The 13,633-nt window shown below is 72.4% G+C and carries 10 protein-coding genes; all 10 read right to left on the bottom strand.

Annotated features, from left to right (window positions below; translation table 11 throughout):
* Positions 1-20: 20 nt before the first annotated feature.
* The 10 genes from ACZ6C6_RS27200 to ACZ6C6_RS27155 all read right to left on the bottom strand — a co-directional run bounded on the left by ACZ6C6_RS27200 (position 21) and on the right by ACZ6C6_RS27155 (position 13,622).
* Positions 21-548, bottom strand: coding sequence for an anthrone oxygenase family protein (locus tag ACZ6C6_RS27200; protein WP_365687127.1), 528 nt, complete (start codon positions 546-548; stop codon positions 21-23).
* A complete protein-coding gene (locus ACZ6C6_RS27195) occupies positions 545-1,222 on the bottom strand; it encodes a hemerythrin domain-containing protein (RefSeq protein ID WP_469206204.1) in 678 nt (225 codons plus the stop codon). Before ACZ6C6_RS27195 ends, ACZ6C6_RS27200 begins: the two co-directional genes overlap by 4 nt.
* 89 nt (positions 1,223-1,311) lie before the next feature.
* Positions 1,312-2,121 carry an NmrA family NAD(P)-binding protein gene (locus ACZ6C6_RS27190; RefSeq protein WP_265546711.1) on the bottom strand — a complete coding sequence of 270 codons (810 nt, stop codon included), beginning with the start codon at positions 2,119-2,121 and terminating at the stop codon, positions 1,312-1,314.
* A gap of 266 nt (positions 2,122-2,387) precedes the next feature.
* On the bottom strand, positions 2,388-3,839 hold the full coding sequence (ahcY, locus tag ACZ6C6_RS27185; protein WP_469206202.1) for an adenosylhomocysteinase: 1,452 nt from the start codon (positions 3,837-3,839) through the stop codon (positions 2,388-2,390).
* Positions 3,829-4,704 (bottom strand): methylenetetrahydrofolate reductase [NAD(P)H], encoded by an 876-nt coding sequence (gene metF / locus ACZ6C6_RS27180; protein ID WP_469206200.1) that lies wholly within the window; start codon positions 4,702-4,704, stop codon positions 3,829-3,831. The genes ahcY and metF overlap by 11 nt, the downstream gene beginning before the upstream one ends.
* The gene (gene metH / locus ACZ6C6_RS27175; protein WP_469206199.1) at positions 4,704-8,177 is read right to left on the bottom strand and encodes a methionine synthase; all 3,474 of its coding nucleotides are present in this window, start codon (positions 8,175-8,177) and stop codon (positions 4,704-4,706) included. The genes metF and metH overlap by 1 nt, the downstream gene beginning before the upstream one ends.
* Complete coding sequence (locus ACZ6C6_RS27170) at positions 8,174-9,157, bottom strand: carbohydrate kinase family protein (protein WP_469206197.1); 984 nt, start codon at positions 9,155-9,157, stop codon at positions 8,174-8,176. Before ACZ6C6_RS27170 ends, metH begins: the two co-directional genes overlap by 4 nt.
* Positions 9,158-9,189: 32 nt before the next feature.
* On the bottom strand, positions 9,190-10,401 hold the full coding sequence (gene metK / locus ACZ6C6_RS27165) for a methionine adenosyltransferase (RefSeq protein ID WP_469206195.1): 1,212 nt from the start codon (positions 10,399-10,401) through the stop codon (positions 9,190-9,192).
* 47 nt (positions 10,402-10,448) lie between these two features.
* Entirely contained in the window at positions 10,449-12,512 is a 2,064-nt protein-coding gene (locus ACZ6C6_RS27160) for a condensation domain-containing protein (RefSeq protein ID WP_469206193.1), read from the bottom strand.
* A 279-nt stretch (positions 12,513-12,791) separates the two neighbouring features.
* Complete coding sequence (locus ACZ6C6_RS27155) at positions 12,792-13,622, bottom strand: 4'-phosphopantetheinyl transferase family protein (RefSeq protein WP_469206191.1); 831 nt, start codon at positions 13,620-13,622, stop codon at positions 12,792-12,794.
* Between the last annotated feature and the right edge of the window lie 11 nt (positions 13,623-13,633).

Below are 13,633 nucleotides of genomic sequence, written 5' to 3'. Positions count from 1 at the left end.
TCCGGCCGGAAGGCCGCAGGTCAGGCGCGGGCCCGCAGTGTGAGCGCCCGGCCCAGGCAGGCGAGGGCCGCCGTGCAGGCCAGGGTGCGGGCGGCGTTGGCCGGCGTCCAGGCGCCCCGGAACCGGTCACGGATCACGGCGATCTCGGGTCCTGACGCCTCCGCGGTCAGCCGGGCGAGCTGCCGGTTGAGGGGGATGTTGACCTTCATCGTGACGGCGACGGCCGCCGAGTAGAGGGCGAGCGCGGCCCAGGTCCAGCGCGCGGCGCGGGTGTGGCCGAGGCGGCGCAGGGAGACGCCGGAGACCCCGGTGGCCAGGAACGCGCCGAAGAAGACGAGCCCGAAGAAGCCGTTCTCGATGGCGTCGTTGATGTGGCCCATGGCGCTCGCGAAGGCCGCGTCGTCGGTGCGGTCGAGCCCCGGCATGACGGACACGTCGAACGCGAAGTACAGCCCCGCGCTCAGCCCCATCGCGATGGTGGCCGCGTACAGCGACGCTTCGGTGCGTCCGCCCGGCCGGGCCGGGAGGGAGGTGGTCGGCGCGGTCATGGCTTCTCCTCGGGGCGTGGTGCGGGGCGCAGTACGGGGGCGAGCAGGCGTTCGTAGCGGCGGCGCAGCACCGTCCGGCCGAGCAGCCGTACCGGTGGCGGGATGGTGGCGGCGACCTGGGCCACGGATGCCGGGTCGGCCCCGTCGAACATCCAGGGCTGGAGGCGGCCGAGCACGCCGGGCGGCGCGGTCCGCAGCAACCGCCGTTCGACGGACGCGTAGCGCGTGGCGCCGAGCGCGGTGAAGGCGGGGAAGGCGATGCGCTCCTCGGCGGCGAGGTGGTCGCGCAGGACGGCGGCGAAGGTGTCGGCCGCGGGGCGCAGTGCCCCGGGGTCGGCGCCCGGGCGGAGCGCGGCGCCGACGGCGTCCATCGCCGCGTCGAGGCGTTGGTGGTCGCCGTCGATGGCGTCGGCGGCCCGGCCGAAGCCGGGGACGGCGCGCCGGAGTTCGGGCCAGAGCACGGCGTCCTCGCTGTGGTGGTGCCAGTCGATCACTTCGCGCAGGCTGTGCCACCAGGTGACCGTTCCGCCGGTGCGGGCGCCGGGCCCGGAGCGTGCGACGGCCACGAGGCGGGCGGCGTCGCGGCGCATCGCGATGTGCATCAGCGCGAATCCGTGGAAGTGCCCGGGCAGCGACGGGAGGTGTTCGCTCGTCATCGGTTCGGTACCGGTCATGGGTGGTGCCTCCTCACACGAGGGGGACGGGGACAGGGACGGGCGGCCGCGCTGGGTGCGGCCGCCCGTCCCACGGGTCCCGGTGTCGGTCAGGCGTTCCAGACACCGCTGGCGGCGGCGTCCCGGGCGAAGTCGGCGAAGTCCTTCGGCTTGCGGCCGGTGGCCTCCTCGACGCCGTGCACGAGGTGGGCGTTGCGGCCGTCGAGGATCAGCCCGAACAGGTCGGCGAACTCGACGGGGAGCCCGTTCTCCTCCAGGGCCTGGCGGTACTCGTCCACGCTCACGGGGATGTACGTGATGGTGCGGCCGGTGGCCTTGCCCAGCTCCTGGGCGATGTCGCCGAAGCTGAGCAGGCGCGGGCCGGACAGCTCGTACGTCTTGCCGATGTGCTTGTCGTCGGTGAGCGCCGCGACGGCGACGTCCGCGATGTCGTCGGCGTCCACGAACGGCTCCACCGCGTCCCCGGTCGGGAGGACGATCTCGCCGGCCATGACCAGGTCGTGGAAGAAGCTCTCGCTGAAGTTCTGGTTGAACCAGCTGGCGCGGACGACGGTCCAGTCGGCGCCCGACTCCTTCACCTTGTCCTCGCTGATGACCGCGCCCTCCTCGCCGCGCCCGGACAGCAGCACCAGACGGCGCGCCCCCTTGGCGACGGCGGCCTTCGCGAACGCGCCGACGGTCTCGGCGGCCCCCGGGAAGGCGAGGTCGGGGTAGTAGGTGATGTAGACGGCGCTCACCCCGTCGAGGGCGGCGTCCCAGGTGGCGGGGTCCTCCCAGACGAAGGGAGGCGTGCCGGAGCGCGATCCGATGCGTACGGGGAGCCCTTTGGCGGACAGCCGATCGGCGACCCGCCGCCCGGTCTTGCCCGTGCCGCCGATCACAAGGGTCGTGTTCGTCATGTTCGTCCCGTCTGTCGTGGCCTGCGTGGTGGTGTGGTGCTCGTCGTTCTCGTCATGAGGGAGTGGTCGCGTGCGGATGTGGTGGGGGTCCGCACGGTGGCGGCGGTGGCGGCGCTCTCCGGTGGGGGGTGGCAGCGGCAGGACCGTCGGGTACGGCCTTCATCCGCAGCGTAGGCAGGCCCTCGCCGCACGAGCCACGTCACCGGGCCTCGTCTCTAGCGGTTCTCCAGGGGGTCTCTGGGCGATCACCTCGTAGGACTGAGGCGTCAGTAGCGGTAGTGGTCTGGCTTGTACGGGCCCTCGACCTCGACACCGATGTACGCCGCCTGCTCCGGGCGCAGGGTCGTGAGCTTGACGCCGAGGGCGTCGAGGTGGAGTCGGGCGACCTTCTCGTCGAGGTGCTTGGGCAGCACGTAGACGTCGGTCGGGTAGTCCTCGGGCTTGGTGAACAGCTCGATCTGGGCCAGGGTCTGGTCCGCGAACGAGTTCGACATGACGAAGGAGGGGTGCCCGGTCGCGTTGCCCAGGTTCAGCAGACGCCCCTCGGAGAGCACGATGAGGACCTTGCCGTCGGGGAACGTCCAGGTGTGGACCTGGGGCTTGACCTCGTCCTTGACGATGCCGTCGATCCTCGCCAGACCGGCCATGTCGATCTCGTTGTCGAAGTGACCGATGTTCCCCACGATGGCCTGGTGCTTCATCCGGGCCATGTCCGAGGCCATGATGATGTCCTTGTTGCCCGTCGTCGTGACGAAGATGTCCGCCTGCTCCACCACGTCATCCAGAGTGGCGACCTGGTAGCCGTCCATCGCCGCCTGCAACGCGCAGATCGGGTCGATCTCCGTGATGATCACCCGGGCACCCTGGCCCCGCAGCGACTCCGCACACCCCTTGCCCACATCCCCGTAACCGCAGACGACAGCGGTCTTCCCGCCGATCAGGACGTCGGTGGCGCGGTTGATGCCATCGATCAGCGAGTGCCGGCAGCCGTACTTGTTGTCGAACTTCGACTTCGTCACCGCGTCGTTCACATTGATCGCGGGGAACAGAAGGCTGCCGTCACGGTGCATCTCGTACAGGCGGTGCACACCCGTCGTGGTCTCCTCCGTCACCCCACGAATCTCGGAAGCCAGCTGCGTCCACTTCTGCGGCGACTCACCCAGCGTCCGGTTCAGCAGCGTCAGGATGTGCGCGTACTCCTCACTGTCCGCCGTCGCCGGGTCCGGAGCCGCACCCGCCTTCTCGAACTCGACGCCCTTGTGGACCAGCAGGGTGGCGTCACCACCGTCGTCCAGAATCATGTTCGGACCACCGGTCGGCGTGTTCGGCCAGGTCAGCGCCTGCTCCGTGCACCACCAGTACTCCTCCAGCGACTCCCCCTTCCACGCGAAGACGGGGACACCGGCGGGCGCCTCGGGAGTGCCGTTCGGGCCGACCGCGATCGCCGCGGCCGCGTGGTCCTGCGTGGAGAAGATGTTGCAGGAAGCCCAGCGCACTTCAGCGCCGAGGGCGACCAGGGTCTCGATCAACACCGCCGTCTGCACGGTCATATGCAGCGAACCGGTGATGCGAGCACCCGCCAGCGGCTGCGCGGCGGCGTACTCCTTGCGGATCGACATCAGACCGGGCATCTCATGCTCGGCAAGCGTGATCTCCTTCCGCCCGAAAGCGGCGAGAGAGAGGTCGGCGACCTTGAAATCAATGGTCTCAACTGGCATGGAGGCTCCTAGTGCTCATGACGTTGCGGTGGATGTCGAGGGTCGCCGTCGATTTGTTCAGCGTGATGTAGTGCAGCCCGGGCGCGCCTTCGGCGAGCAGCCGGTCGGCCATCAGGGTCGCGTGGGCCACGCCGATCTCGTACGCGATGTCCGGACGGTGCTGCGCGGCTTCCAGGCGGTGGGCCAGGTCCTCGGGGAAGGCGGCGTCGGAGAGTTCCGCGAAGCGGCGGATCTGCCGGACGTCGGTGGCCGGCATGATCTCCGGGATGATCGGGGTGGTGCAGCCGGCCGCCGCCACCCGGTCCCGCAGCCGCAGGTAGTCCTCCACGTCGAAGAACATCTGCGTGATGGCGTAGTCGGCCCCCGCACGGCACTTGGCGACGAAGTGCCGGGTGTCGCTGTCCCAGTCCGGCGAGCGCGGGTGCCGCTCGGGAAAGGCGGCGACACCGATGGTGAAGTCGCCCAGCGAGCGGACCAGTTCGACCAGCTGGTAGGCGTGGTGGAAGCCGTCCGGATGCGCGGTCCACTCCCCCTTGGGGTCGCCGGGCGGGTCGCCCCGCAGCACCAGTACGTCCCGCACCCCGGCGTCCGCGTACTGGCCGATGATGTGTCGCAGCTCGGCGACCGAGTGCCCGACGGCGGTCAGGTGGGCGACGGGCCGCAGGGTCGTCTCGGTCACCAGGCGCTTCGTGACGTCGATGGTCCGGTCCCTGGACGACCCGCCCGCGCCATAGGTCACGGACACGAAGTCGGGGCCCAGCGGCTCCAGGCGGCGGATGGCCTGCCACAGGGTCCGTTCGCCCTGGGCGGTGCGGGGCGGGAAGAACTCGAAGGAGAACGTCGGACGGTCCGTGACCAGGTCCATCACCGGCCACCCCCCGCCCGGCCCGCGTTGAAGTACGACGCCTCGGGGTGGTGGACGACGATGGCGTCCGTGGACTGCTCCGGGTGGAGCTGGAACTCCTCGGAGAGGTGCACCCCGATCCGCTCCGGCCGCAGCAGGTCCGCGATCTTGGCGCGGTCCTCCAGGTCCGGGCAGGCCGGGTAGCCCAGCGAGTAGCGGCAGCCTTGGTACTCGGTGCGCAGCATGCCGTCCAGGCCGTCGGGTTCGCGGTCGGCGATCCCGAGTCCGGCGCGGACCCGCGCGTGCCAGTACTCGGCCAGCGCCTCCGCCAGCTGCACGGAGAGACCGTGGAGTTCGAGGTAGTCGCGGTACGAGCCGGAGGCGAAGAGCTCCGCGGTGGCCTCGCCGATCTTCGAACCGACGGTCACGATCTGGAGCCCGACCACGTCCGTCTCGCCGGACTCCTCCGGCCGGAAGAAGTCCGCCAGGCACAGGCGGCGGCCGCGCGACTGGCGGGGGAAGGTGAACCGGGTCCGCTCGTGCCCGTTCTCGTCCAGGATGATCAGGTCGTCGCCCTTGGACACGCACGGGAAGTAGCCGTGCACGACGGCCGCTTCGAGCAGGTTCTCCGTACGCAGCCGGTCCAGCCACATCCGCAGCCTCGGCCAGCCCTCCGCCTCGATCGTGTCGCCCTTCAGCCCCCACTGCCCCTTGAACAGGGCGGCCTCGTCCAGCCAGGAGGTGTACTCCTTGTGCGGGATGCCCTTGACGACCCGGCTGCCCCAGAACGGCGGAGCGGGGACGGGGTTGTCGACGGCGACGTCCGACCGGCCGGCGTCCGCCGGCTCCTCAAGCCTCGGCTGCTCCCTCAGGGGTACGCGGCGCTGCTTGAGCGGGGGCAGTGCGGCGCCGGGGACGCCGCGCTTGACGGCGATGAGGGCGTCCATCAGGCGCAGGCCCTCGAAGGCGTCGCGCGCGTAGCGCACCTCGCCCTCGTAGATCTCGTGGAGGTCCTGCTCGACGTAGGCGCGGGTCAGCGCGGCGCCGCCGAGGATGACCGGGTAGTCGGCGGCCAGCTTGCGCTGGTTCAGCTCCTCCAGGTTCTCCTTCATGATCACGGTGGACTTCACCAGCAGCCCCGACATCCCGATGACGTCCGCCTTGTGCTCGGCCGCCGCGTCGAGGATGGCCGAAACGGGCTGCTTGATGCCCAGGTTGACCACGTTGTAGCCGTTGTTGGAGAGGATGATGTCGACCAGGTTCTTGCCGATGTCGTGGACGTCGCCCCGGACGGTGGCCAGCACGATGGTCCCCTTGCCCTCCTCGCCCTCGGCCCGCTCCATGTGCGGTTCCAGGTACGCCACCGCGGCCTTCATGACCTCGGCGGACTGGAGGACGAACGGCAGCTGCATCTGCCCGGAGCCGAACAGCTCGCCGACGACCTTCATGCCGTCGAGCAGCGTGTCGTTGACGATGTCCAGGGCCTTGCGGCTGGTCAGGGCCTCGGCGAGGTCGTCGTCCAGGCCGTTCTTCTCGCCGTCGATGATCCGCCGCTTGAGGCGCTCGTCCAGCGGCAGGGCGGCCAGTTCCTCGGCCTTGCCCTCCTTCATCGACTTCATGTTGACGCCCTCGAAGAGCTCCATGAGCTTCTGGAGGGGGTCGTAGCCCTCGGCGCGGCGGTCGTAGATCAGGTCGAGGGCGACCTCGACCTGCTCCTCCTCAAGCCGGGCGATCGGCAGGATCTTCGACGCGTGCACGATCGCGGAATCCAGGCCCGCCTTCACGCACTCGTCCAGGAAGACCGAGTTCAGCACGACACGCGCGGCCGGATTCAGACCGAAGGAGATGTTCGACAGACCCAGCGTCGTCTGCACGTCCGGGTGGAGCCGCTTCAGCTCCCGGATGGCCCCGATGGTGGCGATACCGTCCTTGCGGGACTCCTCCTGACCGGTGCAGATCGTGAAGGTCAGGGTGTCGATGAGGATGTCCGACTCGCGGATGCCCCAGGTGCCGGTCAGATCCGCGATGAGCCGTTCCGCGACGGCGACCTTGTGCTCGACGGTGCGGGCCTGGCCCTCCTCGTCGATGGTCAGCGCGATCAACGCGGCACCGTGCTCCGCCGCCAGCTGCGTGACCTTGGCGAAGCGGGACTCGGGCCCGTCCCCGTCCTCGTAGTTGACCGAGTTGACGACGGCCCGCCCGCCCAGCCGTTCCAGGCCGGTGCGCAACACGTCCACCTCGGTGGAGTCCAGGACGATCGGCAGTGTCGACGCGGTCCCGAGACGCGCCGCGAGCTCGTCCATGTCGGCGGCCCCGTCGCGGCCCACGTAGTCCACGCACAGGTCGAGCATGTGCGCGCCCTCGCGGACCTGCTCCCTGGCCATCTCCACGCAGTCGTCCCAGCGGCCTTCGAGCATGGCCTCACGGAACTTCTTCGACCCGTTGGCGTTCGTACGCTCACCGATCGCCAGGTACGCCGTGTCCTGGCGGAACGGCACCGTCTGGTAGAGGGACGCGGCGCCCGGCTCCGGCTGCGGGGTCCGGTCCGGCGGCACGACGCCCCGCACCCGCTCCACCACCGCCCGCAGGTGGTCCGGCGTCGTCCCGCAACAGCCGCCCACCAGCGACAGGGAGTAGTCCCGTACGAACGCCTGCTGCGCGTCCGCCAGGCCGTCGGGCCCGAGCGGGAAGTAGGCGCCGTCCGCGCCCAGCACCGGCAGACCCGCGTTGGGCATGCACATCAGCGGGGTCGCCGAGTGGCGGGCCAGGTGGCGCAGGTGCTCGGTCATCTCGGCCGGGCCTGTCGAGCAGTTCAGGCCGATGAGGTCGATGCCCAGCGGCTCCAGGACCGTCAGCGCCGCGCCGATGTCCGAACCGAGGAGCATCGTCCCGGTCGTCTCGAAGGCGAGCGAGCAGATCAGCGGGACCCGGACCCCTGTCGCGTCCATCGCGCGGCGCGCACCGACCAGCCCGGCCTTCGTCTGGAGGAGGTCCTGCGTCGTCTCCACGATCAGCGCGTCCGCGCCGCCGGCGAGCAGCCCCTCGGCGTTCGCCTGGAAGCCGTCCCGGATCGTGGCGTACCGGATGTGACCGAGCGACGGAAGCTTGGTGCCCGGGCCCATGGAGCCGAGGACCCAGCGCTGTTCGCCGGTGGAGGCGGTGAACGCGTCGGCGGCCTCGCGGGCGATGCGCGCCCCGGCCTCGGACAGCTCGTGGACCCGCTCGGGAATGTCGTACTCGCCGAGCGCCGCGTGGTTGGCGCCGAAGGTGTTCGTCTCGACGCAGTCCACGCCCGCGGAGAAGTACGCGTCGTGGACGGAGCGCACGATGTCGGGGCGGGTCACGTTGAGGACCTCGTTGCACCCTTCCAGCTGCTGGAAGTCCTCAAGGGTCGGGTCCTGGGCCTGGAGCATGGTGCCCATCGCGCCGTCGGCCACCACCACACGGGTGGCGAGCGCGTCCCGGAGTGCGGCGACCCGCTCCCCCGCGGTCATGACGCACCACCCAGGACGGGGGCGAGCGCGGCCGCCGCCTCGGCGCCGTACTGCCGCCGCAGGATGTCCAGCAGGTGCCCGCGCTCCGGCTCGTAGGACTGGGACCCCACGGCGGCCAGGGCCAGCGAGGCGACCGCGCAGCCCAGTTGCGCCGCCTGCTCCGGGGCGGCTCCCCGGACGGTGGCGGCGAGGAAGCCGGAGCGGAACGCGTCGCCCACCCCGGTCGGGTCGGCCGTCTCGACGCCCGCGATGCCCGGCACGGTCAGGGCGGGGGAACCGGCGCTCTCGATGCGGGCGCCCCGCGCGCCGAGCGTGGTGACCCAGGTGCCGACGCGGCCCAGCACGTCGTCGCGGTCCCAGGAGGCGCGTTCCAGCAGGAGCGCCGCCTCGTACTCGTTGGTGAACAGCCACCGGGCGCCGTCGACCAGCTCGCGCACCTCGTCGCCGCCGAGGCGGGCGAGCTGCTGGGAGGGGTCTGCGGCGAAGGGGACGCCGAGGGCCCGGCAGGCCGCGGTGTGCCTCAGCATGGCGGCCGGGTCGTCGGGGGCGACGAGGACGAAGCCGACGCCCCCGGCCCGGGACGCCTCCGCCGTCAGGTCGATCTCCCGGGCCTCCGCCATGGCGCCTGCGTAGAACGCCGCGATCTGGTTGTCGTCCTGGTCGGTGATGCACGAGAAACGGGCGGTCTGCCGCTCGTCGCTCACGCGCACCGCACCGGTGTCGACGCCGTGCTCCTTGAGCCACACCTCGTACGTGGCGAAGTCGCTGCCGACGGCGCCCACCAGCAGCGGATCCAGTCCGAGCGAGCCGAGCCCGAAGGCGATGTTGGCCGCCACTCCGCCGCGCCGCACCTCCAGGTCGTCCACGAGGAACGAGAGCGACACATGGGCGAGCTGGTCGGCGATGAGCTGGTCCGCGAACCGGCCCGGGAAGACCATCAGGTGGTCGGTGGCGATGGAGCCTGTCACCGCGATACGCATACGAACTCCTGTCCCTCTCGACTGGGCACCGGTCAGAGACCGGCGGCGGCCTTGAGCTGCTCGACGCGGTCGGTGCGCTCCCAGGTGAAGTCGGGCAGCTCGCGGCCGAAGTGCCCGTAGGCGGCGGTCTGCCGGTAGACGGGGCGCAGCAGGTCCAGGTCGCGGATGACGGCGGCCGGGCGGAGGTCGAAGACCTCGCGGATGGCGCTCTCGATCCGGGCCTGCGCGACCTTCGCGGTGCCGAAGGTCTCCACGAAGAGACCGACCGGTTCGGCCTTGCCGATCGCGTACGCGACCTGGACCTCGCAGCGGGTGGCGAGGCCGGCGGCGACGACGTTCTTGGCGACCCAGCGCGTCGCGTACGCCGCCGAGCGGTCCACCTTCGACGGGTCCTTGCCGGAGAAGGCGCCGCCGCCGTGCCGGGCGTAGCCCCCGTACGTGTCGATGATGATCTTGCGGCCGGTGAGGCCGGCGTCGCCCATCGGGCCGCCGATCTCGAAGCGGCCGGTCGGGTTGACCAGGAGCCGGTAGTCGTCGGTCTCCAGCTTGATGCCCTCGTCGGCGAGCTCGTTCAGGACGTGCTCCACGACGTGCTCGCGGATGTCGGGGGCCAGCAGGCCGTCGAGGTCGATGTCCGCGGCGTGCTGACTGGAGACGACGACCGTGTCCAGGCGCACCGGGCGGCTGCCCAGGTAGCCGATCGTCACCTGGGTCTTGCCGTCGGGGCGCAGGTAGGGGACGGTGCCGTTCTTGCGGACCTCGGTGAGGCGGCGCGAGAGCCGGTGCGCCAGGTCGATCGGCAGCGGCATCAGGCTGGGCGTCTCGTCGCAGGCGTAGCCGAACATGAGCCCCTGGTCGCCGGCGCCCTGCTGGTCGAGCGTGTCGTCGCCGGAGCCGTCGACGCGCTTCTCGTATGCCGTGTCGACGCCCTGCGCGATGTCCGGGGACTGCGCGCCGATGGAGACGGAGACCCCGCAGGAGGTGCCGTCGAAGCCCTTGGCGGAGGAGTCGTAGCCGATGTCGAGGATGGTCCGGCGCACGATGCCCGGCACGTCCGCGTACGCCGACGTCGTCACCTCGCCCGCGATGTGGACCTGTCCGGTCGTGATCAGGGTCTCGACCGCGACGCGGGAGCCGGGGTCCTGGGCGAGGAGCGCGTCCAGGATCGCGTCGCTGATCTGGTCGGCGATCTTGTCGGGGTGTCCCTCGGTCACGGACTCCGAGGTGAACAGACGTGTCGTCATGACTCTCCTGAGATGTGAGGTGGGGCGGTTGGCGGTGACCGCGGCGGTCACCGGATGCGGCGGACCACCGCTTCGAGGGTGTGGGCGAAGGCCCCGGCCGGGGTCGCGGTGCCGGTGAGGACCACTCCGGGCGGCCTGGAACCGGCGGCGACGAGTTGCCTGGCGAGCGCGTAGGCCCGCTCGCCGCCCCCGCAGAACGCGCCGAGCACGAGGGGGCCGCCGAGGTCGGTCAGCGCCCCCGCCACGGCATCGGCGGCCGGGGCCGAGGCGTCCGCGTACGGCGGCGGCCGCAGCAGCACCACGGCCTCCGGCCCCCGGTAGGCGTAAGCGACCCGGGTCAGCGCGGACAGCGGGGTCCCCGGCGCCCGGACCAGGCAGACGGTGCCGGTGCCGGGGCGCGCGGCGGGGCGCAGCTCCGTCAGGGCGGCCGCGCGCCGGGTGCCGGGCCGTCCGCGCGGTGTCCGGTCCGGCGGTGCCGCGAGGAGCGCGAGCGCCCCGCCGACCGTCGTCTCGGGCGTCGCCGTGCGCGGCAGTTCGCGCAGGGCGTGCGCGGTCCTGGTGAGCAGGTCCTCGGCCTGGGCGAGACCCGTCCCGAGACAGGTGGCGGTGAGCACGAGGCCCCCCTCGTCGTCCCGGTGGGCGACGAGCGTGAGCGGGAATCCGGTGCGCGCCCCCAGCGTGTCGGGGGTGCTGACGCGGACACCCAGCGCGGCGAGGGCCGGTGCGAGGTCGCCGGGCGGGCGCGGCCGGTTCTCGAAGACGACGAGGCTGCCGGTGCGCGGGACGGCGGCCGGGGCCGCGGAGCCACCGGGGCGGGTCCAGGACCGGATGCGCCCCTGCGACACCCATTCGTACCCGGACACGTCCAGGGCCTGGTCGCGCAGGCGGACCGGGAGTTCGGCGAGCGGGGCGTACGGGTTGACGCCCGCGGTCATCGGCAGCGGGTTGCGCAGGGCGGCGGGCAGCCGTTCGACGCCGTCGAGGAGGATGCCCCGGCCGGAGACCGCCGCGCTGAAGCTGATGTCGGCGGCGCCCTCGTGACCGCCGGCCCGGTGGAGGGCCAGCGCCCACACGGCGTGCAGGGCGCTGCTCTCCGGGCAGCCGAGGCCGCCCGCCCACGCGGCGAGCCGTTCGCTCTCCTCGGGCGTGATCCGGGCGCGGACCTGGCCGGTGCCGTTGCCGGCGGGCGGATACGTGGCGGGGCCGGGCGGCGCATCGCGCCAGAACTCGCGGGCCGGGGCGGTGTCCTGGGCGGCGAGCCAGCGCGTGTAGTCGCCGAGGTCGGGGCGGCGGGTGCCGCCGGGCAGCTCGCCGCCCGCCAGGTAGGCGCGGTAGAACTCGTGCAGCAGGAGCCGCACGCTCCAGTCGTCGAGGAGCGCGGGGTGGAAGCTCAGCAGGACGCGGGTGCTGCCCGCCGCGTCCGGGCCGCCGCCCAGGAAGGTGACGCGCAGCGGTCCCGGGCGGCGCGGGTCGAGACCCCGGCGCCGGTCGGCCTCGACCAGTGCCTGCCAGTCGACGGTGCCGTGCGGGAAGCGCAGCACTTCGGGCCCGGCGCCCTCGTGGCAGACGATCCACGGCTCGGGCCCCTCCTCGAAGGCGGCCCGCAGCACGCTCTCCCGTTCGGCGACGGACTGCCAGGCGGCGGCGAGCCGTTCCGGGTCGAGCGGCCCGTACCAGGTGACCGCGAGCTGTTCGCACCAGCCCTCGGTGCCGGGGTGCGCGTCCGCGTCCGCGAGGAGTTCTCGTTGCAGCGGCGTCGGCTCGATCCGGGGCGCGGGCCCGGGGCCGCTCTCCGCGACGGTGAGCAGGTCCGCGAGGAGCCCGGCGGGGAACGGCGCGTCGCCGGGCTGCGGCCCGCCCGGGGTCAGGCGCAGGGTGTGGTGCCCGTCGTCGGCGGGCTCCAGGCACGGCCGCCAGGCGGGGGCGGGGCGTGTGCCGAGCCGGGCCAGGCGGTCGAGGGCGGCCTCGACGCGGTGCGGGTCCACGGGGCCGCGCAGCTCCAGGACGGGCGGTGCGGCCGGGTCCTGGCCGGTGAGGTCGAGGACGACGGTCATCGGGCCGCCGGGGGTGGCCGGGGCGGGGGTGGTGTGCGAGGAGTGGTCGGTGGTCATCGTCCTGCGGGGCACGCATGCGGGAGCGCGGCGGACCGGCTGCGGCGCGCATGCGGGAGACCCCCTCCCTCCCCTCTGTCGGCGAATGCGGAACGAGTATGCGAGGGCCCGCCCACACGGCACCGACACGGCACTGACACGGCGGTGGTCCGGTGGTGGGGCGCCGTGGTCCCGCAGGCTTCCGTCGGGGAGGCGACCGGTTCCGTACCGTACGCGGGCATGCGAAGGCCCCGCGTCTTCCTCCAGCGGGACTGGACGCGGGGCCGAGTGCCGCACGATTCAGAGCAGTTCGGTGACCGCCCCCGCGAAGCCCGTGTCGAGCATGGTGCGGACCGTCGTGTCGGCGGAGGCGGCCAGGCCGGTGTCGTGGCAGGCGACGCTGAGCATGTACCGCCCGCCCAGGACCCGGTGGGTGTCGAAGGCCCATTCGCCGTCGGCGGCGGGCCGGCCGTCGGGCGCGAGCAGTTCGCCGCCGCCCTCGGCGAAGCCGAACTCGGTGAAGTCGAGCCGCAGCCCCTGTCCGAGCGCCTTGGTGTACGCCTCCTTGAGCGTCCACAGCCGCAGCAGCCGCGTCGCCCGCTCGCCCTCCGGGAGGTGCTCCAGCGACCCGCGCTCGGCGGGCGTCAGCACGTGTCCCTGGAGCAGGTCGTACGACATGGGCCGGGTGGCGGGTTCGACGTCGACGCCGATCCGGCCGTTGCGGCTGATGCCGACGGCGATCATGTCCTCGGTGTGGGTGAGGCTCACGTCGATCTGGTCGAGGCTGCGCAGATACGGCCGCCCGCCGATCCGGTACGCGAGGTCGAGCTCGGCCGGTCCGGTGCGCAGGGCGGCGGCCGCCGTGTACTTGGTGACGAGGCGGGAGGCGAGGAACCGGTAGCGGAGCGTGGGGTCCTGGGTGCGCCGGTAGCGCTGCCAGTCGCCGCCGAGCAGTTGGCGCAGGGCCGGCCGGGTGACGGCCGCCCCGAGCCACTCGCCCCAGGTGGTGTGGACGACGGCGTTGCCGTGGCGGTCCATGGCCTCGCGCACCCGGTGCCAGGGCGCGCCGGGCCCCGCGACGTGGAGGGGTGCGCTGATCCGCCCGGCACCGGGCGCGGGGATGCTCGTCATGGTCTGCCTTC

Source organism: Streptomyces sp. NPDC041814, from assembly GCF_055590565.1.
This window is presented reverse-complemented; position numbering and strand designations above follow the sequence as displayed.